Raw genomic sequence first — 26,285 nt, forward strand, 5'->3', positions numbered from 1 at the left:
CGCAACCAACAATATATCTAGCAGCCCCTCTTTAAATAAGTCAGAGTCTGCTCCATCAGCTCGTCACTAAGAATATCAATGCCAATGGATTCCAGCATAAAGCGGATAAAGCGGAGACGTTCAGCCTGCTTTTCAAAACTTTTCTCTGAGAATTGACCCACTAACCAAAAATTAAGCAAGAGAAGGAAAACTTCAGCTCCTTCATCTGGAAACTGGGTCTGAAAGGAGCCATCCGCCATCCCCTTCTTGATAATCGAAGCAATAATAGGGGCGCTGATTTTCAGATTATCCTGCAAGATAGCCAGTCCAAAACCCGCATCCTTATCGTACTCATCCATAACCGAATCCATGGAATGAATGGTCTGGCTCTCCAGATTGGCCTTAACGAGCGCCTGTAACTGTTCCTTTCCGCTCAGCTGCTCGGTCGCTTGCAAAGTCCTGGCGATTTCTTCCACCATCAGTTCCTTCAGATGCTGCATCACCTTTAGGATAATCTCATCCTTTGACTGAAAATGATGATAAATAGCTCCTTTTGAAATACCTGCTGTCCGTGCGATATCCTGCATGCTGGTTTTTTCATAGCCTTTTTGAACGAAAAGTTGAGAAGCTGTCGCCAAAATTTTTTCGATCATTGCCTGAGATTTATCTGCCCTCGCTGCCATTCTTCTTCCCTTCATTTCTAGTCTAGTCCTATTCTATCAAAAAATCTGGGAAATACAAAAAAACTACATACTCACAACTATATTTCACTTCTGGTGCTATCCCGTCCTACCTCCTTTTGATGGACTTGGTACCAAAGACAGATACTATAGAAAACCAGTAAACATTAACCAAGGCTATTTATCAAACCATGAAAGAGAATGCTGTAAGGGATAAACTGTCTTTTTTGTAAGAAGTAATCAGGCAAATGGCAACAAAGACAAAAAATGAACTGCCAAACTGTCTGGACTATACTCAGTAGCTAGTAGAAAAAGCCGCATCTTTTATTTCCAAACTGTTCTAGATCTCCCAATTTATCTAGACTTTCTATCTACTACTTCTTCCTTTCTTGATTTTGCAATCGCCGAATTTGCCAGAGATTGGAGGCAAGGCTCAGACCCCCTACTGCCATAATACCCAGTCCTCGCCAAGGGCTAAAGACAGAAGTCAGCAAGCCACCAGCAAGGACAGCATATCCAGCTTTGACTCCCCACTTAGAATAGCGTATGAGATTCTCACCCTGTGTTATCTTTTCTAGCAACACCTTACATTTTTCTGCCTGCTGCTGCAAAAACTCTTTCTGACCTTCCCGCTGCCGATCCAGCTCCTGATTAAACTTGAGGATGTGCTCGCTTGTTTTTTCTACTACAGATTTCTTCATTTCTGCTCCTTTCTTTCAAAAAAACCGACTAGACGGTTTTTAATTTTATAAACTCAGTATAACAGACACAGAAAACTTTGTCCAGTATTTTTTCAAAAAAGATTATTTTCGCTTAATGAAAATCATCAGCCAACTTAGAAACTCGTCACAAGCAACTCTCTCATACTAAAAACTATATCTAAAAAAGCTCGGTAATGAACCAAGCCTTTATCTTTTTATCCAAACCCCGTCACTGTCAGTCCCAACAAGCGAACGCCTCGCGGCTGCTCTTCCAAGCTATCGTAAATCTCATGAGCCGTTCGCTCGATTTGCTCCTTGTCTTGAGTGGCTAGATTCAAACTTTTCCTTTTTGTCAAGGTAGAGAAATCGGCATAGCGGATTTTTAGGACAACCGTCTTGCCAGCTTTCTGGTGTTTCTCTAAGCTGAGAGCGACCTTAGCTGCCAAGCGAGATAGTTCTTTTTTTATATCCTCCTCGCCATGGAGCAATTTAGCATAGGTTCGCTCCTTACCGATAGACTTGCGAATACGATTGGACTTGACCGGACTATTGCTGATACCACGCGCTTTCCGGTAGAGATCAAAGCCAAAGCGACCAAACTTATCAATCAAGGTCATTTCTGGTATTTTGAGTAGATCTGCACCAGTATAAACACCCATTTCATACAGTTTTTCAACGCTCTTCTTACCAACTCCGTGAAACTTAGCAATGTCCATGGACGCCAGAAAGGCCTCTGCCTCCTCGGGTAAAATAACCGTCAGACCGTGCGGCTTCTCATAATCACTGGCAATCTTGGCCAGAAATTTATTATAAGAAACGCCTGCCGAAGCCGTCAGTTGCAGCTCATTCCAGATATCGTGCTGGATCAGCTTGGCAATTTTGACTGCAGATTTGATACCCAACTTATTTTCCGTCACATCCAGATAAGCCTCGTCGATACTCATGGGCTCAATTTTATCCGTGTAGCGCTTGAAAATCTCTCGAATCTGCAAACCAACTGTTTGATATTTTTCATAATTTCCCGAAATAAAAATTCCCTGCGGGCAACGCTCGTAGGCTTCCTTGGAGCTCATAGCCGAATGAACTCCGAACTTTCTGGCTTCATAATTACAAGTCGAAACCACACCACGTCCACCCGTCTGACGCGGATCACTACCGATAATCACAGGCTTTCCCTTGAGCTTAGGATTGTCCCGCTCTTCGACCGAAGCAAAAAAAGCATCCATATCAATATGAATGATCTTTCGCGATGTGTCATTGATTAGCGGAAAAATTAGCATGCCGTCTCCTATAAGTTAGAATAGCTCTTTAGCAAATTTTATCATTTTTAAAGCAAGTTTCAAAGGATTTTTGCTCAAAAGCAAGACCGGAAAATGTGAGACACTTTCTGAGGTGAATAGACAAAGTATTAAAATAGGAATTTCAGTATTGGACAAATTTCTACATAGTAACGTTCAAAGCAAGTACAAAATAATTCAACTTATCAGCTTCTTTCTACTATTTTCATTTACCATTTTCAAAATTATAAAACAGTTTACGATAAAATATCAATCTGTATTATAAAAGAAAGCCTCTTTTAGCACCGAAATTCGTTTGTGAAACCGATTACCTTATGATATACTTTAATTATAAATGTAACAGTTTATGTTGCTAGAATAAAGAGGAAAATCTAATGGTTGTTAAAACAGTTGTGGAAGCTCAAGATATTTTTGACAAAGCTTGGGAAGGCTTCAAAGGTGAAGATTGGAAAGAGAAAGCAAGTGTTTCTCGCTTCGTTCAAGCCAACTACACACCTTATGATGGAGATGAAAGCTTCTTGGCGGGTCCTACTGAGCGCTCACTCCACATCAAGAAAATCGTAGAAGAAACAAAAGCTCACTACGAAGAAACTCGTTTCCCAATGGACACTCGTCCAACATCTATTGCAGATATCCCTGCTGGTTATATCGACAGAGATAACGAACTAATTTACGGTATTCAAAACGATGAACTCTTCAAATTGAACTTCATGCCAAAAGGTGGTATCCGTATGGCTGAAACAACTTTGAAGGAAAATGGTTATGAACCTGATCCAGCTGTTCACGAAATTTTCACAAAATATGTGACAACTGTTAACGACGGTATTTTCCGTGCTTATACTTCTAACATCCGCCGTGCTCGTCACGCCCACACTGTAACAGGTCTTCCAGATGCCTACTCACGTGGACGTATCATCGGTGTTTACGCACGTCTTGCTCTTTACGGTGCAGACTACTTGATGCAAGAAAAAGTCAACGACTGGAATGCAATCAAAGAAATCGACGAAGAAACAATCCGCCTTCGTGAAGAAGTAAACCTTCAATACCAAGCATTGCAACAAGTTGTTCGCTTGGGTGATCTTTACGGAGTTGATGTTCGTAAACCAGCGATGAACGTTAAAGAAGCGATCCAATGGGTTAACATCGCCTTCATGGCTGTCTGCCGTGTTATCAACGGCGCTGCAACATCTCTAGGACGTGTGCCAATCGTATTAGATATCTTTGCAGAACGTGACCTTGCTCGTGGTACATTTACTGAATCAGAAATCCAAGAATTTGTTGATGATTTCGTTATGAAACTTCGTACAGTGAAGTTTGCTCGTACAAAAGCTTATGACCAATTGTACTCAGGCGACCCAACTTTCATCACCACTTCTATGGCTGGTATGGGTAACGACGGTCGTCACCGTGTTACTAAGATGGACTACCGTTTCTTGAACACTCTTGACAATATCGGTAACTCTCCAGAGCCAAACTTGACAGTTCTCTGGACTGACAAACTTCCATACTCATTCCGTCGCTACTGTATGCATATGAGCCACAAACACTCTTCTATCCAATACGAAGGTGTAACAACAATGGCTAAAGACGGATACGGAGAAATGAGCTGTATCTCATGCTGTGTGTCACCACTTGACCCAGAAAACGAAGATCAACGTCACAACATCCAGTACTTCGGTGCTCGTGTGAACGTTCTTAAAGCCCTTCTTACTGGTTTGAACGGTGGTTACGACGATGTTCACAAAGACTACAAAGTATTTGACATCGATCCTATCCGTGACGAAGTTCTTGAATTTGAATCAGTTAAAGCGAACTTTGAAAAATCTCTTGACTGGTTGACTGACACTTACGTAGATGCTTTGAACATCATCCACTACATGACTGACAAGTACAACTACGAAGCTGTTCAAATGGCCTTCTTGCCAACTAAACAACGTGCTAACATGGGATTCGGTATCTGCGGATTCGCTAACACTGTTGACACATTGTCAGCTATCAAGTACGCTACAGTTAAACCACTCCGTGACGAAAATGGCTACATCTACGATTACGAAACAATCGGTGAATACCCACGTTGGGGTGAAGATGACCCACGTTCAAACGAATTGGCAGAATGGTTGATCGAAGCTTATACAACTCGTCTACGTAGCCACAAACTTTACAAAGACGCGGAAGCTACTGTATCACTTTTGACCATCACATCTAATGTTGCTTACTCTAAACAAACTGGTAACTCACCAGTCCACAAAGGTGTATACCTCAACGAAGATGGTTCTGTGAACTTGTCTAAACTTGAATTCTTCTCACCAGGTGCTAACCCATCTAACAAAGCTAAAGGTGGCTGGTTGCAAAACTTGAACTCACTTGCTAGCCTAGACTTTGGTTACGCAGCTGACGGTATCTCATTGACAACTCAAGTTTCTCCACGTGCTCTTGGTAAGACTCGTGACGAACAAGTTGATAACTTGGTAACAATCCTTGATGGTTACTTTGAAAACGGTGGACAACACGTTAACTTGAACGTTATGGACTTGCAAGATGTTTACGACAAGATCATGTCTGGCGAAGACGTTATCGTACGTATCTCTGGATACTGTGTAAACACTAAATACCTCACTCCAGAACAAAAAACTGAATTGACACAACGTGTCTTCCACGAAGTTCTTTCAATGGATGACGCACTTAGCTAAGCCTCTTTCCTAATTGTAAAACCAGCTGAAAATCAGCTGGTTTTCTTTTACTTTGGAGAGATAGCTTTAAGCATTTGTGTTATAATAGAGTTATTGTAAAATGAAAAAGGGGGATATAATGGCTGAGAAAATGTCTACAGATGAAAAAAATCTTAATCTGGCCGTCGATGTTATCATGCTAGCTGGGACCTTGCTATTACAAAGCGGCTCAGAGATTTATCGGGTCGAAGACACTATGATCCGGATTGCCCATTCGCAAGGCATCCTGGACTGCAATGCCTTAGCCATGCCCGTTGCCATATTCTTTTCAATTGAAAACACTAATATTTCTCGAATGAAGCGAAATATCCATATGAACTACAATATCGAGAAAGTCTGCGATGTCAATCAAGTCTCTCGGCAATTAGTCAGTGGAGCAATCAATTTGGAAGAAGCTCTTGAACAACTAAGGGCACTTAAAACAAAAGGGGTTCCCTATAGCAAAAGAGAACTCATTACAGCAGCCACACTCAGTGCTCCTTTCTTTTCTATCATGTTCGGTGGAAATTTTTACGATGCTCTTGGAGCCGGTATCGCAACTCTATTTGGCTTCTCTTTCTCCCTTTATGTCGATAAATATATTCGAATTCCTTTTGTTTCAGCCTTTGCTGGAGCTTTTGTCTTCGGATTATTAGCCCAGATTTGGGCTTACTATTCGGGATTCGATTCAACAGCAGACTTGATCATCGCAGGAGCTGTTATGCCCTTCGTCCCAGGAATCGCTCTGACTAACTCAGTTAGAGATATTATGACCAACCACATCAACTCTGGAATGAGCAAACTCTTTGAATCGCTCCTCATTACCCTTGCTCTCGGTGCCGGTACCTCTGTCGCCCTCATTCTTATGAAATAAGCCTATGACAATCTTGACTTTCTTACTGCAAGCCCTTGCCAGCCTACTGGCTATCATCACTTTTCTAATCGTTCTAAATGTCCAGCGTAGTATGCTGATTCCCGGCGGAGTTTTAGGAATGGCTACTTGGCTACTTTATCTCCTACTAAAGGGACCCACCAATGTTATCATTGCAACCTTTGTGGCTGCTATCATTGGTTCCTGTGCCAGCCAAATCCTCAGCATCATCTACAGAACGCCTGCTGTCGTCTTTATTTTGGCTATTCTAGCGCCTCTAGTACCTGGATATATTTCCTATCGGACAACTGCCTTCTTTGTGACAGGTGATTACAGTCATGCTATGGTCAATGCTACCTTGGTCGTTATCCTAGCCTTGGTCATCTCTATCGGCATGGCTAGCGGGACGGTTGTATTAAAGATTTACAGCTACCTGAAGAAACATCCTCTTCACTATAAAAAATGAGTCAATACATATTGACTCATTTCAGATTGAAGACAAACATTCCAAATGGTGTTTGTCTTTTTCTGTTTGTCAGGCTAATATTTCATCTTTTGATAGAATAATGGTCATTTGAACAAAATAAAAAGGCTTGTCCACCCTCATTTTTACTAGTTTTTTAAGATTCAAACACGCCAAAGTAAGCCCAACCTTATCTTCCATTTTGGACTTTCCTTTCTCTCTGGTGTATCTCAAGTTATGATATTCCTTAGCAGTCCCAAAGAGTCGCTCAATTGTTTCCTTGCGCTTCTTATAAAGCTCCTTCATCCCTCTTTTGTGGCGAATCTCTTCACAAAATTCAAGGTCATCTTTCCATACATGTCTTGTGATGACTTTCTGCTGATTCTGGCTCTGGGTACAAACTGATGATAGGGGACAGGCGACACATACTTTTGGATCACTCTTATACTCACGGTAGCCTGCTCGGGTCGTCGTGCGATAGGTTAACACTTGGTTCTCTGGGCAGAGGTAACAGTCATAGAAGGCATCATAAACAAAATCACCGGGCCTTAAGTTCCCTTTTACACCCTTGGGGCGGGTATAGGGAAAGACAGGGATGATGTTTCGCTCTAATAAATAATGAGCAATAGCTGGGGTCTTATAGCCTGAGTCCGCAATAATGTAGCGTGGGGAGAAAGCTTCTATCTTTGAAAAAAGGGCAGGGAAAGCCTGACTATCGTGTACATTTCCTGCTTCAACACTATAAGCTAGTGCCCAACCATGCTTGTCACAAGCTACCTGGGCAGAATAGGCAAATACTTCCTTGTGTTGACCCTTGTGGAACCAGCCACTCTCTGGGTCTGTCCTTGAGATTTTCTTTTCTTTAGCCTCGCTTTCTTTTGCGGGCTTTAAGGACTTTTTTTCATGTTTCCTCCTATCTAAATCAATCTCAACTTCCAATTGCTCACTCATAAATTTAGCTTGTTGGGCAACCATTTTCTTACGATATTTGTGACTGTTAGCTGCCGCTTTGATGTGAGTACCATCCACAAATAGTTCCGAAGGATCAATTAAGCCAGCACATAAAGCTTGATGGAGCACTCGCGAAAATATCTCTGAAATTAATTCTTTATCTTGAAAACGACGACTGTAATTCTTTCCATAGGTGGTAAAATGAGGGACCTTGTCATCCAAGCTTAGTCCAAGAAACCAACGATAAGCTACATTTACTTCAATATCTTTAATGGTTTGGCGCATGGAGCGAATGCCATAAAAACATTGAATCAAAGGGATTTTGACTAACATGACAGGATCGAGACTAGGACGACCATTATCTGGACTATAGGTGTCTTCTACCAAGTCATAGATAAAATCAAAATCAAGCTTTGAATCCACTTGGCGAAGAAAGTGATCCTCTGGGACCAATTCGTCAATCGTATAGAAGCCATATTGGCAGCGATGATAATCAGGTTTTTCTTTGTGAAACATAGAGAATACCTCACAATTCTTCTCACCTCTATTATACGACTTTACAAAAAGAAAAGCCCTTAGAAAAGTGTCTTCTAAGGACTTTGTCTTCAATCTGAAATGAGTCAATACATATTGACTCATTTTTCTTTACGCATTTTGGTTAGAATTTCCTTAGCTTTTGCCTGATTAAATTGCTTCTCTTTGAGAAGCTCTGCAACAACAGCAGCAATCTCATCTTCCTGAGCACCGGCCAATAAAGCTAGGGATTTAGCTTGGAGCTTCATGTGGCCAGCCTGAATTCCCGTAGTCACCAGCGCTCTTAAAGCCGCAAAATTTTGCGCTAAGCCGACAGAAGCGATAATCGAAGCTAATTCTTTGGCTGTCGGTTGCCCCAATAAATCAAAACTAGCGACAACCATTGGATTAAGCCCAATGGAACCTCCCTTGGCCGCAACCGGCATGGGTAAAGTCAACTGGCCATAGAGTTTTCTTTCCTCTAGATTTGCCTTCCAATTACTCAATCCTTGATAACGGCCATCGCGAGCAGCATAGGCATGGGCCCCTGCTTCAATAGCGCGCCAGTCGTTACCTGTCGCCAAAAGAACTGCATCAATGCCGTTGAAAATGCCTTTATTATGCGTGCTGGCTCGATAAGGATCCTGTTTTGCAAATTGACTGGCTAGAGCAATTCTTTGAGCAGTGCGTTCAGCTTCTGCCTTGTCTCGACTGAGTGAGTGGAAATCAATTTCACAAGAGGCTGTTACGAGCGCCTCAGTCGCATAGTTAGACAGGATGGCCATCAAGCTCTGTCCACCTGTTAGCTCCTCTAATCGTTCTTTTAGGGCTTCTAGCATTGTATTAAGGATATTGGCACCCATGGCTTCCTGAGTGTCCACGACAAGGTAGACAACTAGAAAATCTGTCTCTCCCTCCAGGAAATCCGTTCGCAAGTCACGCGCCCCACCTCCTCGCTTGACGATGGAAGGATGGGCTTGATTTGCCAATTCTAATAAAGCTGACTTCTCATTTTGGATCTGCTCCAGGGCTTTAGCTACATCGGGCACATCATAGAGTGCGACCTGCCCAACCATCTGCCGATTATGAATCTTGGTCTTGAAACCGCCGTTGCGCTGAATGATTTTTGCTGCAAAACTAGCAGCAGCAACGACAGAGGGCTCCTCTGTTGCAAAAGGTACCTGATAAACCTGCCCATCTATAAGAAAGTCCGGTGCAATCGAATAAGGCAAAGCCAGAATAGAAAGCACATTTTCACTCATTTGATTGGCTGTCTCCAGCGGTAAATGGCTTTGATTAGCAAGGTTTTGCCAATTCTCATCCTGGAGTAGCTCATAGGCTTTCAGAAACTCTAGCCGCTCTGCAGGTGTCTTTTTAGAAAATCCGGTCCAATTTATTTTCATGATGATTTCTCAACTTTGATATACTTGCGCTGATGCTGGTCGATTTGAACTAAGGCGTAAACTTGGTCATCGTAGTCAGAAAAAACAGCTGATCCGTTTTCATCTAGCTGGGCTTCTGCAAAGAAAAGCTCTTCATAAGCAGCAACTGTCAGTTCTTGACGTTGATTTAATTTCTCCAAACGATTAGTCGTCAGCTGTTTTTCATAACCTTCTACCAGATTTGCACTGAAAATCTCAGCGACAGCACCGCTACCATAACTAAAGAGAGCAATCTTGTCACCAGCCTTAAGATTTTCAGAGTTTTCTAAGAGAGACAAGAGCCCCAAAAAGAGCGAGCCTGTGTAGATGTTTCCGACCTTTTGGCTATAGAGAATAGACTTATCAAAGTTTTCTTGCAGTTTTCTCTGCTCTTCCTGAGACAAGCTCTGATCCATAATTTTATTTAGACCCTTGAGTGCCAATTTAGGATAAGGAAGATGGAAACAGACCGCTGCAAAGTCAGCTAAAGCTAAGCCATGACGCTTTTGATATTCCGTCCAAGTCGTCTCAAGGCAATCCAAATACTGCTGGGTTGAGTAGACACCATTGACATAAGGAGTCGTAGAGTAATTTGGTCGCCAGAAATCCATAATATCACGAGTCTGAGCCACATTATCTTCATTGAATTCAAGGATTCGTGGATTTTGACTGATCAGCATAGCGATAGCTCCTGCACCTTGAGTCGGCTCGCCTGGCGCCTCTATCCCGTATTTTGCAATATCACTAGCGATAACCAAAACCTTGCTTTCTGGATACTGTTTGATATGCAGCTTGGCATAGTCTAGAGCAGCAGTTCCAGCGTAGCAGGCTTCCTTCATTTCAAAGCTACGAGCAAAGGGCTGGATGCCCAGAAGACCATGAATAAAGACTGAAGCCGCCTTACTTTGGTCGATGCTAGACTCCGTTGCAACAATAATCATATCAATGACCTTCTTATCCTCTACGGTCAAGATTTGCTCAGCCGCTGCTGCGCCCAAAGTGACAATATCCTCAGTTAAAGGAGCAATGCTAATCTCCTTCATCAACAATCCCTTACTAAGCTTGTTGGGATCAATTCCCCGCTTCTCAGCCAGATGATCTAATTTTAAAACATAATTGCTGGTCGCAAAACCGATTTGATCGATTCCGATTTTCATCATAAAGACCTCATTCATTTGATAGCTAATAGTATTCAGACACTATTTTACCATAATTAAGGCTAAAACTCTTTTAAAAACCATTTTTTAAGCCCAAATCCGACTTGAGACGGAGAAAGCTCATCATCAAAAAATGAGAGAAACTCAATTTTTCCAATTCAGTTTCCCTCATTAATCTATTCCAAATTTTGAGCTAGCAAGTTTAGGGATTTAAGGATAAGCTTCCGCCCATAAATTCCCTGAAATCGCTCTTGTTTTTTCTTTATAAACAGTCCGAAGCAAGTCCTACTTCCGCTTCCTTGCAATCAGGTGAATCGGTGTTCCTTCAAAGACAAAGGCCTTGCGGATTTGATTTTCTAAGAAACGCAGGTAAGAGAAGTGCATGAGCTCTTCTTCGTTGACAAAGATGACAAAGGTTGGCGGTTTTGTCGCTACCTGAGTCGCATAAAAAATCTTGAGACGCTTGCCCTTGTCAGTCGGCGTCGGATTAATCGCGATAGCATCCATGATGACATCATTGAGTACCGCTGATGGAATTCGGGTAGTCTGACTCTGACTGATTTGCTTAATCATGTCCGGCAGCTTATGGAGACGCTGCTTGGTTAGGGCAGAGACGAAGATAATCGGGGCATAAGACAAGTACTGGAACTGGTCGCGGATATCTTCTTCCCAGTCTTTCATGGTATGGTTGTCTTTTTCCAGCGTATCCCACTTATTGACGACGATGATCATCCCTTTTCCTGCTTCATGGGCAAAGCCAGCGATTCGCTTGTCGTACTCACGAATTCCTTCTTCAGCATTCAGCACCATCAGAACGACATCTGAGCGGTCAATCGCCCGCATGGCCCGCATGACAGAGTATTTCTCCGTATTTTCATAGACCTTGCCTGACTTGCGCATACCAGCCGTATCGATCATTGTAAACTCCTGACCTTCACTATCCGTAAAGACCGTATCAATAGCATCGCGCGTGGTACCAGCCACTGGACTGGCAATGACCCGATCCTCACCCAAGATAGCATTGATCAAACTGGACTTGCCGACATTGGGACGGCCAATCAAGCTAAACTTAATCATATCAGGATTTTCAACCACTTCCTCATGTGGAAGATTTTCAATGATAGCATCCAGAACATCCCCTGTACCAATCCCATGGACAGAAGATACTGGGAATGGATCGCCTAAGCCCAGTGCATAGAAATCATAGATTTCATTGCGCATTTCGGGATTATCCACTTTATTAACCGCTAAAATAATCGGTTTATGGGTCTTGTAGAGCATGCGAGCGACATACTCGTCCGCATCCGTGATACCTTCCTTGCCAGACACGACAAAAACGATAACATCAGCCTCGTCCATAGCGATCTCCGCTTGGTGCTTGATTTGCTCCATAAAAGGCGCATCAACATCGTCAATTCCGCCTGTATCAATGATACTAAACTTACGATTAAGCCAATCAGCCGTCGCATAGATGCGGTCACGGGTAACCCCTTCTACGTCTTCCACAATGGAAATCCGCTCACCCGCAATCCGGTTAAATAGCGTTGACTTGCCGACATTGGGACGGCCGACAATGGCAATAGTTGGTAAAGCCATGTTTTTCCTCTTTCATTCTTTGGGACAGAGCTGAGCTCCGTCTTATTTTTCTAATTTCTTTTCTTTAAACAGTTGGGCAATTGCTTGATTCGGCTCTTGACCAAATTGGACTGCCAAACGCTGGCTCCAAGTATCCTGTGCCCGATCACCAGCATACTCAGTCTGCACACGGTCATAAGCCTCGATGACTGAACTTCCTTGCTCACAGTATTCTTCCTCGAAGACCACCGCTTTATACGGCAGACGTGGTTTGACAGCATGGTTTTGATTAGGCTTTCCTAAAGCCATGCCGAAAATTGGATAAGTATAGTCTGGCAGATTAAAGAGCTGGGCAATTTTTGAAGCTTCATAGCGGACTAAACCAATAATAACGCCGCCATAACCCAGACTTTCAGCTGCTAAGAGGGTATTTTGCCCCGCCAAAGCAGCATCTACCGAGCTAATGAGAATATTTTCGGTTCCTTCAGGGTAAAAACCATCCGTGTGCAATTGAACACCCTTTTGAGCACGATTGAGGTCTCCTACAAAGAGCAAAAATGCTGAAGCCTGAAGAATTGCTTTCTGCGGAACTAAATCAAAGAGGGCTTCTTTTTTCTCCTGACTGCGCACCACAATGATAGAGTAGGACTGGAAGTTTTTCCAGCTGGAAGCAGCGCGTCCAGCATCGATAATCGCGCGTAGTTCTTCATCTGAAATCTGCTCTTCCGTAAAGCGCCGAACAGACGTATGAGCCTTCATCAAGTTAATTGTTTCATTCATCGACGGTTCTCTCCTTCTAGATGCACTTCTTGAGCCAGAAACTTAATCCGCTCCATAACCCGCTTGGCTTGCCAGGTCTCATCGCCATTCTTAGAATTAGCAAAGTGACGCTCCAAATCTGCAAAACTAAAGTTAGAAGTAAAGAAAGTTGGCAGATTTTCCTGCATGCGGTGCTGGAGAATGACCTGCAAAATCTCATCCCGCATCCATGGGCTAGACTGCTCTGCACCGATATCGTCCAAAATCAGCACTTGAGCTGTCTTGACCTGGTCAATCTTGTCCTTAACCAAACCAGAACTGATAGCATTCTTAACATCCAAAACAAAGCTCGGATAGTGAAGCAGAGTCGTTGAGACACTACGTTTTTCTGACAAATCATGTGCCAGCGCAGCCATCATGTAGCTCTTACCTACGCCGAAATCTCCGTAGAGATAAACAGCCTTTTTATAATTAGGAAAGTCCGCAACAAAACTGGTCAAGAGCTCAAAAGCCTTGTAACGACCAATATCGTCTAAGTCCACTTTGGCCAAACTAGCTTCTTTTAGACTAGTTGGTAGATTGATGAGGTTGAGACGGTTTCTAATGGCCTCCTGTCTCTCCTGCTCGATCAACTCAGGTGTTTCCTCATAGGCAACATCCGCATAGCCTTCATTTCTCACCAAAATTGGCTTATATCCCTTAGCAATATAGTTCTGATCTTCTAGCAGGAAACGATCTCGTTCGGTAATGTATTGATTGAACTTAGAAATGCTACGCTGAATTTCGGTTGGAGACAATTGTTCTCGACTGATAAAGGCAGCGATATCTGGATCTGCTAAAATCTGCTGGACCAATTTTTGATAATCAAACTGCTTCACCTTATTCATATGAGGCATTGCCTGTCCTATTTTTTCCATTTAATCGCCTCCTTCTTCCAGTCTTGCTAAAAGTCTTCTTTTTTGCTCTTCTAGTTCAGCTTGCTTTTCTAAGCTAGTTTCATTTTTGTAATCCGGCTGACTCCAGTTCGGCACATTGCTTTTAGCAGCAGCTGGGCTGACTTGCGCAGGACGACTATTCGTCTGCTGATTACGCTCACGGATTTTCAGGACTGCCTCTTCAGCCGAGGTCACCTTTTGATAAGAAAAGTCATTGGCCACCTTGAGGGCATACTTTTCATTGATATTGGCCGAATCAACCTTATTAAAAGTCAATAGCAGGATGATATTGATAACTTCATCCAACAGTCCCATCTCTGCCAAATCCTGAATCAGCTTCCGTTCACTACGCGTAATGGCCGCCTGACGGGTTTTCTTGATTTCGGCCAAAAAGAGTAGTGGCTGCTTGCTTTTAGCCTCACGGATAATAGACTGCTCTTGCTGAGAAAAATCTCCCGAAACTGGTTTTTGCAGAATCTTTTGCTGCATCCGTTTCGTCGAAATCACATGTGACACAGCTGTTTCACGCGCTAAGACATAGGTCTCATACCACGTCCATTTCTTCTGCTCCGCAATAGCAAACAAGTCCAAGAGATCCGATTTTTCATCCGCAAAACGCAAGCCATCCTGAGCCATTCTCTGTTTAAAATGTGTCAAGTCAAAATCATTCTGGCGACTGGTTCTCGTCGGACCGACCTCTTCCATGCCATAAATCTGGCTAAAAGAAGCACCGATTTTTTGTCCAGCTGGATTTTCTGGTCGTAGCTTGTCTACTGCCGCCTGACCAATCTTTTTCTCCAAAAGACTACTGTACACATGATGAGCAAAGAAGTCCTCAGCGGACAAGGTTGGATAGAGTCGGATGAAAAATCCCGTTTCCGTCTGGAAAAGCTCTAGCAAGCCAATAGCTGATAGGCGTTCCAAGCTCCTCTCCAACACTTCCATACCAAAATCAAGATGATTCAGAATATGACTGAAAAGTCGCTGCTGAGTTCCATTATCCCAAAAAGAAACTAGATAAAGATAAAGCGCGACTGCATCCTTGCCCACAATGGGTAGGTAATAACGGGTCAGTCCGCTCATATCTTGACTGACCTGGTTATTAGACAAGAAAGAAAAATGATCATTTGGTTTCATAAGCCATTATTTTTCCTTTTTCTTCTTAGAACCCTTGGTAATCTGCTTCAAAAGGCTTTCCAGCTCGCCAACATCTTTGAAACTCCGATAAACACTGGCAAAACGGACATAGGTAATTTCATCCAGTTCGGCCAGCTCATCCATGACCAGAGAGCCAATATATTCGCTGGCAATTTCATTTTCACTCTGACTGCGAAGTTTTTGCTCAATCCGATTGACCAATTCTTCAATCTCGTCACTTGATACCGGACGCTTTTGAGCGGAGCGGATGATTCCGTTAAAGATCTTATCCCGAGAAAACTGCTCACGCGTTCCATCTTTTTTGACAACGACTAGGGTTCTTTCTTCCACGCGCTCATAAGTTGTAAAACGATGCTGGCATTCCTCGCATTCACGGCGACGACGGATTGTATTTCCATCTTCTGCCTGCCGGCTGTCAACCACACTTGATTTGCTTCCGCCACATTTGGGACAACGCATGTCATTTCCTCCTAGAATCTTAATACTTCATTATACCATGTTTTGACCAATAACAAAAGACGAGAGATTTCTCGCCCATAAAAAAACTAAAGCTGGCAAAGCAGCTTTAGCAAGAAAATCTTCTTTCAAAAATCCAGCAAATGGAAACTCAGCCCTTCTTGTCAAAATACTTTTTGGTCTCAGCAATAATAACAGGAGATAAGGCCAAAAGAGCAATCAGATTTGGCAAGGCCATCAAGGCATTGACAATATCGGCAATGACCCAAACTGCTTCTAACTCGATAAAGCCACCTAAGAGCACCATAGCGACAAAGATGATTCGGTACAAGCGAATATATTTAACACCAAACAGGAACTCAAAGCAACGTTCACCGTAATAGTTCCAGCCTAAAATAGTGGTAAAAGCAAACAGAACTAGAAAAACGGATAGAAGAATTGGACCAAAATTAGCAAAAACACTCGCAAAGGCTGCCTGAGTCAAGGACACGCCGTTAAGATTGCCATCCCAGACCCCTGTGATTAAAATCGTCAATCCTGTCAAACTACAGATAATCAAGGTATCGATAAAGGTTCCGGTCATGGAAATCAAGCCTTGTTCTACCGGTTCCTTAGTCCGAGCTGCCGCCGCTGCAATAGGTGCAGACCCCAAACCAGATTCATTGGAGAATACCCCGCGCGCGACCCCATTTTGAATCGCCATCTGGATGGTTGCACCAGTAAAGCCACCGACAGCAGCCGTCTGACTAAATGCAGAACTAAAGACTAGCTGGAGAGTGGGCAGCAGACGATCTAGATTGACTGCTAACACAGTCACAGTCCCCAAGATATAAATAGCTGCCATAAAAGGCACAACCTTGGTCGACACTCGAGCAATCGACTGGATACCGCTAAAAATAACCAGAGCCACCAAAATAGCCAAGATAGAGGCAGTCACAGCTGGAGGCAACTGAATGGTATTCTGCATAGCTTCTGTAATGGAATTCACCTGTGTGAAGGTCCCAATCCCTAAAAGAGCCACCAAGACACCTGCTACAGCAAAGAAGATAGCCAGTGGACGCCATTTTTCGCCCATCCCCAAAAGAATATAATGCATAGGACCACCAGCAACTGCTCCGTGAGCATCCTTAGAACGATACTTGATTGCTAATAAACCTTCGGCATACTTGGTTGCCATTCCAAAGAAAGCTGCTAGCCACATCCAAAATAAGGCGCCCGGTCCACCAACTTTTATGGCAGTCGCTACACCGATAATATTCCCCGTTCCAACCGTGGCTGCCAATGCTGTACAAAGAGCTGCAAAACTTGACACGTCTCCATGATGATCCTCACCGGAAACAAAAATTAAGCGAAAGGCGCGAGAAAGGCGTGAAATCTGTAGCAACCTCAGACGAAGTGTCAGATAGAGCCCTGTGCCAACTAATAAAATCAAGAGGGGAGGCCCCCAGACCAGAGAATCAATTTGATTCAACAATTTCAACATAAATCTTCTGCTCCTTTTCCACACCGAGAAAAAGAAAAGTACATGTGTAAACATGTACTCTGGATGCCTGAGAACGACCGTTTCTTGTCCTTCCCTTGCTCTGTCCTTTTACCTGAGAGTTTGAGCAGTTGCCTGCCTTGCCCCTTCGGTGCCAATCATGGTCTCTCCAGAGTTCCGTCCATTTCACAGTCATAAGGCTCAAACGCTTATTTCTGAAAAACTTCATTCGGTGTTTATTCTAAATTTTCTATTATTTTAAAATAATATTCGGTTTTTGTCAATGTTTTATAACAGACTTTAAACATGTAAACGTTTTTTAACACAAAAAGAAGCCTAAGGCTTCTTTCTTAACTTAATTCTGCCAAAATAGCCTTCAGTTGCTCCTTCGTATGAACACCAGCTACTTGCTTAACGACTTGACCGTCTTTCTTGAACAAAAGGGTCGGAATGGACATAATGCCAAATTCGCGGGCAGTATTTGGATTTTCATCCACATCCATTTTGAGGATTTTCAGTTCGTCCTCATGAACTTCTCCTGCCAACTGCTCCAAGATAGGCGCCTGCATACGGCATGGACCACACCATGTTGCCCAAAAATCAATCAAAACCAGTCCATCTTTTGTCTCTTCAGCGAATGTTGCATCTGTAACTGCTGCTACCATAAATCTTCTCCTTTGAATAGCTTACTTTTGATAATATTTTACAACAAAAGCAAGAGAAAGAAAAAAATTCTCTAGCTAAGTAAAGAATTCTTATTTTTCCAAACAATTTTTTAAAATAAAAATAGATTGAGGAACATCTGAGAAAACTTGGCTCAAAAATTCCAAATGTTGCTGATCTTTGCTATCTAAAGCTACGGTGTGCTTGACATTTACAGTGCCATCATCGTTCTCAATGATCTGATGACCAAAAAGGATATCTCCAAACGGGGTCGCTGTTTTATCCCAAAATTCCTCAAAGGGCTTGACAAGTGTCAGCTGATATTCCATTGGGGGCATTCCTTCGAGTTCCATTATCCCACAAGATCCTGTCTTAAATCCACCATTTAATGTAATATTTTTTAAATCTTCTTCCCAGTCATACCACTTTTCAATATTTTCATAGTAGGACCATACATCTTCTTTTGCTGCTTTCATGCTTAAACTAAAACTAAATTCCATTACAATAACTCCTTTATAATATGTACACTTATTATAAGTATATTTATAATATTTGTCAAATGTTTTTTCTTTCTAGCACTAATATTTCTTCTAAAATAGTCTACTTAATTTGATTCTGCTTTTCATACTGATAAAATGGGATAAGAATGATGTCTTGGTCGTATGGCTTGATATTCGCTCTCTTATTTAGCCATTTAGGCAATAGTGCGATTCCTTTCCCGTTTTCAACTAAGCTGATAATGTTCTCAAAAGAATCAATTTCTACAACTGATTTTAAATGAGCAAACTTCATTAAGCTTTGTTTTCTAAAAGGGCAATTTTTATCTTTATTAACGAATATGGGCATTTCCTCAGTAGCCTTTATGATGCTCGAACAAGCATAAACTGACTCAATATGTCCAATAGTCTCATCATAATGTTTCAAATTTTCAATTTTTTGAAAACAAAAAATTCTATCAAAGTCTTCCTGATGAGCAATGGTGGGTATATCCGAAGTTTTTTGGATATTAATTTCGCTTTTATCCAAATCAATTGTTTGCGAATTATTAATATCGTGATTGAATAATAATTCTGAAATTAAGATGGATATTTTCGAGGTTTCACATTTCTTTTTTAATTTCTCTAAATTGTTAGAAGTTTCCTTACAAAATTGATAAAATAAGTCTCCACTTTTTGTCGGAACTAAACCATTATATTTTCTGTAAAATAATTTCGTATCTAATTCAGTTTCAAGCACTTTCAATCTAGCGCTGAGATTAGATTGCGCATATTGTAAGATCTTTGAACTTTTGTTTATTGACCTTGTCTCATAGATTGTCACAAAAATGCTTATATCATTAAAATTCATTTAAAACACCCTATCACTTTTTATGATAATTATATCATTTTTAAGTATTATTCAACATGATATAAATTATTTATACTATCAATAGTTAATTAGAAAAGGGGTGCTGAAATGCAAGCAATGCAATATACTATAAAATTACCATCAGATTATGATATGGATATCATTAGACAACGTGTCCGAAATACAGGTCGTTTGATGGATGGATTCGACGATTTATTTTTCAAGGTTTATTTAATCTCTGAAAAGTCTGAAGGCCAATTATTTAATAGTTATTGTCCACTATATATCTGGAAAAATACCAAAGGAATGACAAAATTCATATTTGATGGTTACTTTGATCATATTTTAAATTCTTTTGGCTGGCAGAATATTGAAATCGGAGTGACTTCATCAGTCGAAATATCTGATCATTTTGACTCAAGTAAATATGCTACATTGGAAATCATTGATATAGAAGCGTCGGAAAGTTTAAAATCCTTTACCATTCACGAGCAAATGCAAAACAACGAAAGTGGCAAAGTCGTTATTTTCAATCCTGATAAATGGAAAAAATGTATTTTTGCTTTTTATACCAATAAACCCGATACACAACTACCAACATTTGAAATTTTGCATATTTCACAATAAGTAGCATATGATAAGTAATAGGGAAATGCCTGAGCAAACAATTTTTCATTTTTTTGCACACTATGATAGTATACTTGCTTTTCCCAAAATTGTATGACCTTTACTGTCATCGGCCAAATGAAAAAATCGTTACGACATGTAACGATTTTTTGGCTATGATATTAACTCAATTCCGCGATAATAGCCTTGAGCTGGTCTTTGGTGTGAACACCAGCTACTTGCTTAACGACTTGACCGTCTTTCTTGAACAAAAGGGTCGGAATGGACATAATGCCAAATTCGCGGGCAGTATTTGGATTTTCATCCACATCCATTTTGAGGATTTTCAGTTCGTCCTTATGAACTTCCTCTGCCAACTGCTCCAAGATAGGCGCCTGCATACGGCATGGACCACACCATGTTGCCCAAAAATCAATCAGAACCAGTCCATCTTTTGTCTCTTCAGCGAATGTTGCATCTGTAACTGCTGCTACCATAAATCTTCTCCTTTGAATAGCTTACTTTTGATAATATTGTACACCAAACCCAGAGGAAAAGAAAATATTTGCTACGGCAAGATCCGATGCTTCCCTACTTAAATATCACAATCGTTGCACCGCTACCACCAGCATTTTGCGGAGCATAGCCGAAGGACTTGGCCTGCTTGTTCCGACGGAGGTATTTGGTTACTCCTTCACGGATGACACCTGTTCCAATACCGTGGATAATGTCCACCTGAGCCATGTTGTTGAGAAGGGCCTGATCGATAAAGGCATCGAGCTCCTCCATAGCCTCTTCATAGCGTTTGCCACGCAGATCTAGTCTGGCTCTTGGACCTTTGGTATTGGTTCGCTTGACCACATTGACCTGCTTGCGCTTAGGTTGCTGCTCCTTTTCAGTCTTGAGTAAGTTGAACTCCTGCTCTTCTAGTGTCATCTTGATAAGACCGACCTGAGCTTCCCAGCGTCCGTCCTTGAGCTGCTTGACCAAGGTTCCCCGCTGACCATAGCTGGTGACTAGGATATCATCTCCCACCTTGGGCGCCCGATTTTTCTTGGCCTGCTTGAGCACCTTATTCTTTGATAAATCAACGGTTGCTGGCGCCAACTTTTTAAGCTGAGCCTTGGCTTCAATAATCTCATGCGGTTTAAGACTGGACTTGTCATGGAGATTTTTGAGAATGCTCTCGCTTTCTGACAAAGCCAAATCAACGATTTCCTGAGCCTCCAATCGCGCCTTATTGAGCTCGGTTTCCTTTTCTCGGTTAAACTCATTGTAAAGTTTTTTGAGGGCTCTGTTAAATTTGAGATTTTCCTGCTCCACCTCACGGATATTATCCAAGCGCTTACGGCTTTCCAGCGTCTGCTCCTCTAGGCGCTCAATGATCCGATTGACATCACTGTCTGTGTCGGTCTGCTCTTGGGCGTGGCCAACGATAACTTCCGACAAGCCCAAACGCCGAGCAATTTCAAAGGCATTGGAGCGGCCAGGCACTCCCTGCATAAAGCGATAGGTCGGCCGCAAACTATCTGTATCAAATTCCATGCTGGCATTTTCCACCCAGTCCGTCTCAATCCCATAAGCTTTGAGCTCAGGATAGTGGGTCGTCGCCATGGTTTTAATCTGCCTTAGCCGTAAATCTTCCAAGATGGCAATAGCCAGAGCTGCTCCTTCTTGCGGGTCAGTCCCAGCTCCCAGCTCATCCAGCAGAACCAGGCTCTCACTATCAACTTGCTCCAAAATAGAGACGATATTAGTCATGTGACTGGAGAAAGTCGATAGGCTCTGCTCAATGGACTGCTCATCACCAATGTCTGCAAAAATCTGACTGAAAATCCCGACGCGACTCCCCTTGTCCGCCAAAATCGGCAGACCTGATTGGGCCATGATCTGAGCTAGCCCCAAGGTCTTCAGCATGATGGTCTTACCACCGGTATTTGGCCCGGTAATGACAATCTCTGTCAAGTCTGATCCGAAATGCAGGTCATTAGCCACTGCATTTTCAATCAGGGGATGGCGGACACTGAGTAGTTGGATATCCTGCTCTTCTGACAGGTCTGGCACCACCGCTCCCGTCTCCTGCATGAAGCGGACCTTGGCACGCACCAGATCTAGATGACCGATAATCCAAGCATTGTTGGCAATTTCAGCCGCATGTGGCCGTATCATATCCGACATAGCCTGCAAAATCCGCTGAATTTCATAGCGCTCGTCTGCCCGACTGCTAGCAATCTCTTCATTGAGATTGACCACCGCCCGCGGCTCAATGTAAACCGTACTTCCGCTGGCCGAAATATCGTGAACGACACCCGCAACACGGTTACGGTAGGTATTTTTCACAGGCAGTACATTGCGGCCGTTCCGGCTGGCCACCACTTGGTCCGCCAGCATGTCTCCCTTAGTTTTGAGAATTTCTTGCAGAATATCCCGAACCTGAACTTCATTTTCTTGGATTCTCCGGCGAATACGACTCAACTCTTCACTAGCAAAACTTTCGAGAAAGCCTCCATCATTGATAGCTTGCAGGCTTCCCTGAATACTAGGAAACTCTACTAGATTGTTAAAAAGGCGATCCAAACGCTCCAATTGGACATTTTCCAGATCCTCGTAGAAGGACACCAGCTCGTGTGTCACAGCTAAAACCCGCTTGAGAGCTAAAAACTCCTCAATATTCAAGTCGCTCTCCAGCTCCAAGCGCTTGGTCAAGCCCCTAATATCCTGAATGGCTCCCAAACTAAAGTGCGGGTGTTGCACAAAAATCTGCCGCATATCAGACATTTCCAAAAAAGCAGCAGCAATTGATTCTTTTTTACTGTTTGGCTGGAGCTGCTTCAACTCCAACTCTCCCAGCTCAGTCAGTAGATAGGGAGAAAAAAGCTCCTTAATTTTATCAAATTCCAAAGTTTCTAAAATTTTATGATTCATCATGTTCATTCTATTTCTATATGATTTAAACTGAAAAAGAAACTCAGCTACAGAGCAACTGAGTCTTAATTATCCGATAATTTTTGTGACCCAAAGGTCATGTAAAATGGATGAAGTTACAGGCGTATGATTAATAATAAATCGAATCAGCAAACTAGAATTTAAGCGTTCTTGGATAAAGGACATAGGCACAGTAGCTAAAATAGTCAGTCCCATCTCGATAACAAAGAGTGCGATGAAGACCGCAATAGCCCCACTAACCATATTGAAAATTTTGGTATCCCACTTATTCGGATAGGGAATTAAATTTGCAAAAATCCCCAAAAAGCGGCCTACTATATAAACAAGACTGAAAACAAGAAGATAAGCCAGCCCCGCATAAAAAACCTTATCCAAATGGAAAAGTTGAGAACTTGCAAAGAAATAAGTCGAGCTGCCTTTAACAGCGCTAGCATAGGGCACCCACAAGCTAATAGACTTAGCCAAGTCCTGATATAGAGCTCCAGCCACTAGCATGGATACAATCGTCATAGCAGCATAATAGCCCTGCAGAACAATCCCACGCGAGTAGCCAATATAAAAGCTCCAAGCTAATATTAGTAAAATAATAATCGCAAACACTATCTTTCCCCTGTATTAGCTGACTTTTCCTTTAGTTCACTAAGCATTTTGTGACGAAGGCCTTCCAATTCTTTTTCCTTATCATCAAACTCAATCTCGCGGCTGAGCTGGGTAGATAAACTATTAATCGCCAACAAAATAGCCAAGACTTCATCATCTGCCGCAGGCATCTGCTCTTTAATAGCCTTATATTTTTCCTTGGCAACCCGCTCCACTTCTTCCATAAAAAGATTATCATGTTCTGTTGTTAAAGTTAAGGTTTTGTTTCCAAATGTAAACTTATATCTATTCAAATTTGCCATAAAATCACCTCATGATATTATACCAAAAATCGCTACATTTGTCAGGTAGAAATCTGCTATCTATCCTTTGATAAATTATAACTCTTTCGTATAATAATATCGCTCACCTGTATAGGGATATTCTTTTAATCTAAACACTTCCTCATAGCCATGCTTTTTATAAAAATCTGGCGCTTGGAAATGAAAAGTATCCACAAATGAATACTTACACTTCCTGTCACGAGCTTCCTCTTCTGCCCTTTGCAAAATATCCGAGCCAAGCCCTTGCCCTCGTAAAGCCTCACTCACATATAAATACTCAATTTCCAGCCAATATCCAAACGTTTCGGCTACTAGGCCGCCCATTAAATTTCCGTCCTCATCTTCGACAAAGATATTGAGAGGCTCACTTGTTGAAGCTTCCCGTTTAGAGCGGTTATAAGCCCGGATTAAATTCCCAAGTTCCTGGACACGTTCAGATTCTTTATTTTCCAATCTCAATTTCATTAAGCTCTCCTTCTTATCAAATCTTAAATCTATTCTACCATTTTAGCAAGATAAGTAGAATTTATTCATTTCAAAAGTAAAAATTTAAAAGATAGATACCTTAAAATATATTAGAAAAGACAAGGCAGCAAACCTTGTCCTTATACTGTATCTAATAGTTCTCTTATTCATAGACTTTCTATATAAATCTCACACTTTATATATTCCCATTACGAACCCGCACTTTCGTAGGCGTCCAACCCCCTATCCCAAAGTTTGAGGGAAATGAAAAAGAAAACAAGGGAAATCAGAATCAAACCACCAATGTTAAAGAGCCCATCCTTGTCCTGCAAGAAATAGCTAGCAGGATAGTAGGCCGTAAAGGCGAAAGGCACGATAAAGCTAATCAACCAACGAAGAAGCGAATTGTAGATAGAAATCGGGTACTTAGCAAAATCATTAAACATATAGAAAATGTAAATCATAGCGCCTGATTGCTTGGTCCAAAAAGCAATGCTGGCTGTGGCTATTTTCAAGGAGGTATAAATCAAGGTCGCAAAAGGAATGCAGACTAGGAAAAGCAAGAATTTCGGTAGAGTCCAAGCAATGCTAGTCACCGTAGTCCCTAGCAAAATTCCGCCGACCAACAACTCACCCAAGGCATCAATCTGAAAGGTCTCAACGAGGATATGGAAGAGAGGATTGATAGGACGAGTCAGGTACTTGTCAAACTCTCCTTTTCTCACCAAGCGTTGCCCCAGTGCCCAGAGATTGTCAAAAAAGAGGTGGTCCAGTCCCTTGGGAATCAAGGAAAATCCATAGATAAAGGCGATTTCTTGAAAAGTCCAACCTTCTAGGGAAGGAATGTGTTGAAAGATGACATTGAGAAACAAGAGGTTCAAGCCTTGGGTCAGGAAAACACCTAAAACACCAACCACAAAATCCACCTTGTATTCCATGATTTGCTTGATATATTGTCTGATAAAAATCAGATGCATGCGTTGATATTTTTTCATACTAACCTCCCTGAATGGTGATAAATGACTGGACTCGTTTCCAAATCAACTGAGACAAGCCCACCATCACTATGAGCCAGAAGAACTGTAGCAAAAGCGCTTGAAGAATCTGACTGGCATCGTATTTCCCAACAATGATCATAACTGGAGTATAAATCAAGGATGAAAAAGGCAAGAAGGACAGAATATCTGAAACAATCTTAGGGAAGAAAGCCAAGGGAATCAAACTCCCCGACATAAAGTCAATCAGAGAATTCTTGAGCAGATTAGAGCCCCATAGATTTTTAAAAACAAAGGCTGAAAACCCAAAGCAGATATTAAAGAAAAAATTGATCAGGTAGGCTAGCGTTAAGCTAAAAAGATAAATGACAGTTAGTCCCAGCACTTCTACAATACCTTGCCCAGAAAAGATCTTCATCAGAACAATGACACTTAAAAATGGAAGGCCAACACTGATAAAAATCAACCACTTGGAACCAAGCTCGGTGAAGAGATATGAGGCCGCAAAATGCACTGGTCGCAGCAAGCGCATGATAATGGAGCCATCCTTGACCTCCTCCCCAATCATAAAAGAAGAATCCGACCTAGTCAAAAGATTGGTCACAAAACTCATGATGATGTAGAGGGTGATATCCGCCATACTGAAACCCTGGATCAAAGACTCCTGCGAGGAATCAAAGACTGCCTTCCAGAGATAAAACTCAACAAAGGCCCCCATGACATCGCCAATCCGATAGAGAAGAAAGTTGACTCGATAGGTAATCAACTCCTGAATCCCCGCATTGATAAAGGGTTTATAACGTCTCCACAATTTGACCATCTTAGAGCTCCTTTCGGTAGAAGCGACGGATAATATCCTCAATATCCGTATCCACCATTTTCAAATCACGGATTTCAAAATCAGACAAGGTTTGCTTGATAATATCAGCCGACTGGTAGCGGGAACTATCAAATTCAATATTGAGGCTATTTCCTTGTCTATCAATGGTCATATCAGGCAGGCCTTCATAGTGAGAAGCGAGATGACTTTGACCCGGTACCAGTTCAAAGGAAAGAGTCTTCATCTTGCCAAAGGTCTCCTTGAGCTGGCTCACCGTTCCATCAAAAATCTCCTGTCCCTTGTCAATCATAAAAATCCGATCACAAAGTTGCTCAATGTCGCTCAAGTCGTGAGTTGTCAAGAGAATAGTGGTCTCTTCCTCCTGATTGATTTGGGTGATGGCCCGACGAATGTT

At 42.1% G+C, this 26,285-nt stretch carries 27 protein-coding genes and 1 riboswitch (1 of these 28 running past the window's edge); of the genes, 4 read left to right on the forward strand and 23 right to left on the reverse strand.

Annotation, left to right across the window (positions count from 1 at the left end; all coding sequences use genetic code 11):
• Nucleotides 1–17 precede the first annotated feature (17 nt).
• From HBA50_RS08450 to dinB, 3 genes are all read right to left on the reverse strand, one after another.
• Complete coding sequence (locus HBA50_RS08450) at nt 18–662, reverse strand: TetR/AcrR family transcriptional regulator (RefSeq protein ID WP_045498520.1); 645 nt, start codon at nt 660–662, stop codon at nt 18–20.
• A gap of 371 nt (nt 663–1,033) precedes the next feature.
• Nucleotides 1,034–1,360 carry a hypothetical protein gene (locus tag HBA50_RS08455; protein WP_045498519.1) on the reverse strand — a complete coding sequence of 109 codons (327 nt, stop codon included), beginning with the start codon at nt 1,358–1,360 and terminating at the stop codon, nt 1,034–1,036.
• A 215-nt stretch (nt 1,361–1,575) separates the two neighbouring features.
• The gene (gene dinB / locus HBA50_RS08460) at nt 1,576–2,640 is read right to left on the reverse strand and encodes a DNA polymerase IV (protein WP_045498518.1); all 1,065 of its coding nucleotides are present in this window, start codon (nt 2,638–2,640) and stop codon (nt 1,576–1,578) included.
• 392 nt (nt 2,641–3,032) lie between these two features.
• On the opposite strand from dinB, the gene pflB reads away from it, so the two are divergent.
• From pflB to HBA50_RS08475, 3 genes are all read left to right on the forward strand, one after another.
• The gene (gene pflB, locus HBA50_RS08465; RefSeq protein WP_045498517.1) at nt 3,033–5,348 is read left to right on the forward strand and encodes a formate C-acetyltransferase; all 2,316 of its coding nucleotides are present in this window, start codon (nt 3,033–3,035) and stop codon (nt 5,346–5,348) included.
• Nucleotides 5,349–5,466: 118 nt separating this feature from the next.
• Nucleotides 5,467–6,240 carry a threonine/serine exporter family protein gene (locus HBA50_RS08470; RefSeq protein WP_045498516.1) on the forward strand — a complete coding sequence of 258 codons (774 nt, stop codon included), beginning with the start codon at nt 5,467–5,469 and terminating at the stop codon, nt 6,238–6,240.
• A 4-nt stretch (nt 6,241–6,244) separates the two neighbouring features.
• Entirely contained in the window at nt 6,245–6,703 is a 459-nt protein-coding gene (locus HBA50_RS08475; RefSeq protein ID WP_045498515.1) for a threonine/serine exporter family protein, read from the forward strand.
• Nucleotides 6,704–6,772: 69 nt separating this feature from the next.
• Here the strand turns inward: HBA50_RS08475 and HBA50_RS08480 are convergent, their stop codons facing one another.
• The 12 genes from HBA50_RS08480 to HBA50_RS08535 all read right to left on the reverse strand — a co-directional run bounded on the left by HBA50_RS08480 (nt 6,773) and on the right by HBA50_RS08535 (nt 19,115).
• Nucleotides 6,773–8,167, reverse strand: coding sequence for an IS1182 family transposase (locus HBA50_RS08480; protein WP_045496874.1), 1,395 nt, complete (start codon nt 8,165–8,167; stop codon nt 6,773–6,775).
• A gap of 119 nt (nt 8,168–8,286) precedes the next feature.
• Nucleotides 8,287–9,567, reverse strand: coding sequence for a hydroxymethylglutaryl-CoA reductase, degradative (locus tag HBA50_RS08485; RefSeq protein WP_045498514.1), 1,281 nt, complete (start codon nt 9,565–9,567; stop codon nt 8,287–8,289).
• Nucleotides 9,564–10,742, reverse strand: coding sequence for a hydroxymethylglutaryl-CoA synthase (locus HBA50_RS08490; RefSeq protein ID WP_045499735.1), 1,179 nt, complete (start codon nt 10,740–10,742; stop codon nt 9,564–9,566). The genes HBA50_RS08485 and HBA50_RS08490 overlap by 4 nt, the downstream gene beginning before the upstream one ends.
• A 285-nt stretch (nt 10,743–11,027) precedes the next feature.
• A complete protein-coding gene (der, locus tag HBA50_RS08495) occupies nt 11,028–12,338 on the reverse strand; it encodes a ribosome biogenesis GTPase Der (RefSeq protein ID WP_045498513.1) in 1,311 nt (436 codons plus the stop codon).
• Nucleotides 12,339–12,380: 42 nt separating this feature from the next.
• Entirely contained in the window at nt 12,381–13,097 is a 717-nt protein-coding gene (locus tag HBA50_RS08500) for an NADPH-dependent oxidoreductase (RefSeq protein ID WP_045498511.1), read from the reverse strand.
• Complete coding sequence (dnaI, locus tag HBA50_RS08505) at nt 13,094–13,993, reverse strand: primosomal protein DnaI (protein WP_045498509.1); 900 nt, start codon at nt 13,991–13,993, stop codon at nt 13,094–13,096. The genes HBA50_RS08500 and dnaI overlap by 4 nt, the downstream gene beginning before the upstream one ends.
• Nucleotides 13,994–15,148 (reverse strand): replication initiation and membrane attachment family protein, encoded by a 1,155-nt coding sequence (locus HBA50_RS08510; RefSeq protein ID WP_045498507.1) that lies wholly within the window; start codon nt 15,146–15,148, stop codon nt 13,994–13,996.
• Nucleotides 15,149–15,154: 6 nt separating this feature from the next.
• Nucleotides 15,155–15,628 carry a transcriptional regulator NrdR gene (gene nrdR, locus HBA50_RS08515; RefSeq protein ID WP_005591110.1) on the reverse strand — a complete coding sequence of 158 codons (474 nt, stop codon included), beginning with the start codon at nt 15,626–15,628 and terminating at the stop codon, nt 15,155–15,157.
• Nucleotides 15,629–15,776: 148 nt separating this feature from the next.
• On the reverse strand, nt 15,777–17,108 hold the full coding sequence (locus HBA50_RS08520) for an alanine/glycine:cation symporter family protein (protein ID WP_045498505.1): 1,332 nt from the start codon (nt 17,106–17,108) through the stop codon (nt 15,777–15,779).
• Between the two features lie 90 nt (nt 17,109–17,198).
• Nucleotides 17,199–17,288: riboswitch (glycine riboswitch) on the reverse strand.
• Nucleotides 17,289–17,455: 167 nt separating this feature from the next.
• Nucleotides 17,456–17,770, reverse strand: a complete 315-nt coding sequence (gene trxA / locus HBA50_RS08525) for a thioredoxin (RefSeq protein ID WP_045498501.1) — start codon at nt 17,768–17,770, stop codon at nt 17,456–17,458.
• Between the two features lie 90 nt (nt 17,771–17,860).
• Complete coding sequence (locus tag HBA50_RS08530; RefSeq protein WP_003074623.1) at nt 17,861–18,268, reverse strand: SRPBCC family protein; 408 nt, start codon at nt 18,266–18,268, stop codon at nt 17,861–17,863.
• A gap of 100 nt (nt 18,269–18,368) precedes the next feature.
• Nucleotides 18,369–19,115, reverse strand: coding sequence for a LysR family transcriptional regulator (locus tag HBA50_RS08535; protein ID WP_045498498.1), 747 nt, complete (start codon nt 19,113–19,115; stop codon nt 18,369–18,371).
• Nucleotides 19,116–19,223: 108 nt separating this feature from the next.
• Here HBA50_RS08535 and HBA50_RS08540 point away from each other — a divergent pair, with 108 nt between their 5' ends.
• Complete coding sequence (locus tag HBA50_RS08540; RefSeq protein WP_045498496.1) at nt 19,224–19,742, forward strand: DUF4865 family protein; 519 nt, start codon at nt 19,224–19,226, stop codon at nt 19,740–19,742.
• Nucleotides 19,743–19,903: 161 nt separating this feature from the next.
• Here the strand turns inward: HBA50_RS08540 and trxA (HBA50_RS08545) are convergent, their stop codons facing one another.
• The 8 genes from trxA (HBA50_RS08545) to HBA50_RS08580 all read right to left on the reverse strand — a co-directional run.
• Entirely contained in the window at nt 19,904–20,218 is a 315-nt protein-coding gene (trxA, locus tag HBA50_RS08545) for a thioredoxin (protein WP_045498489.1), read from the reverse strand.
• A 94-nt stretch (nt 20,219–20,312) separates the two neighbouring features.
• Entirely contained in the window at nt 20,313–22,646 is a 2,334-nt protein-coding gene (locus HBA50_RS08550; RefSeq protein ID WP_045499732.1) for an endonuclease MutS2, read from the reverse strand.
• A 69-nt stretch (nt 22,647–22,715) separates the two neighbouring features.
• Entirely contained in the window at nt 22,716–23,267 is a 552-nt protein-coding gene (locus HBA50_RS08555) for a CvpA family protein (RefSeq protein WP_045498487.1), read from the reverse strand.
• Complete coding sequence (locus HBA50_RS08560; protein WP_045498485.1) at nt 23,267–23,569, reverse strand: cell division protein ZapA; 303 nt, start codon at nt 23,567–23,569, stop codon at nt 23,267–23,269. Before HBA50_RS08560 ends, HBA50_RS08555 begins: the two co-directional genes overlap by 1 nt.
• Before the next feature lie 75 nt (nt 23,570–23,644).
• On the reverse strand, nt 23,645–24,055 hold the full coding sequence (locus HBA50_RS08565; protein WP_045498482.1) for a GNAT family N-acetyltransferase: 411 nt from the start codon (nt 24,053–24,055) through the stop codon (nt 23,645–23,647).
• Between the two features lie 209 nt (nt 24,056–24,264).
• A complete protein-coding gene (locus HBA50_RS08570; RefSeq protein ID WP_045498476.1) occupies nt 24,265–25,050 on the reverse strand; it encodes an ABC transporter permease in 786 nt (261 codons plus the stop codon).
• Between the two features lies 1 nt (nt 25,051).
• Nucleotides 25,052–25,870: an ABC transporter permease gene (locus HBA50_RS08575; RefSeq protein ID WP_045498470.1), complete on the reverse strand. Its 819-nt coding sequence runs from the start codon at nt 25,868–25,870 to the stop codon at nt 25,052–25,054.
• 1 nt (nt 25,871) lies between these two features.
• On the reverse strand, nt 25,872–26,285 hold the end of the coding sequence (locus HBA50_RS08580; RefSeq protein WP_045498468.1) for an ABC transporter ATP-binding protein. The gene runs 579 nt beyond the window's last position; 414 of the gene's 993 nt are visible here — the last part of the coding sequence; its start codon lies beyond the right edge, outside the window; its stop codon occupies nt 25,872–25,874.

It is taken from the genome of Streptococcus cristatus ATCC 51100 (assembly GCF_011612585.1).
GTDB lineage: Bacteria > Bacillota > Bacilli > Lactobacillales > Streptococcaceae > Streptococcus > Streptococcus cristatus_H.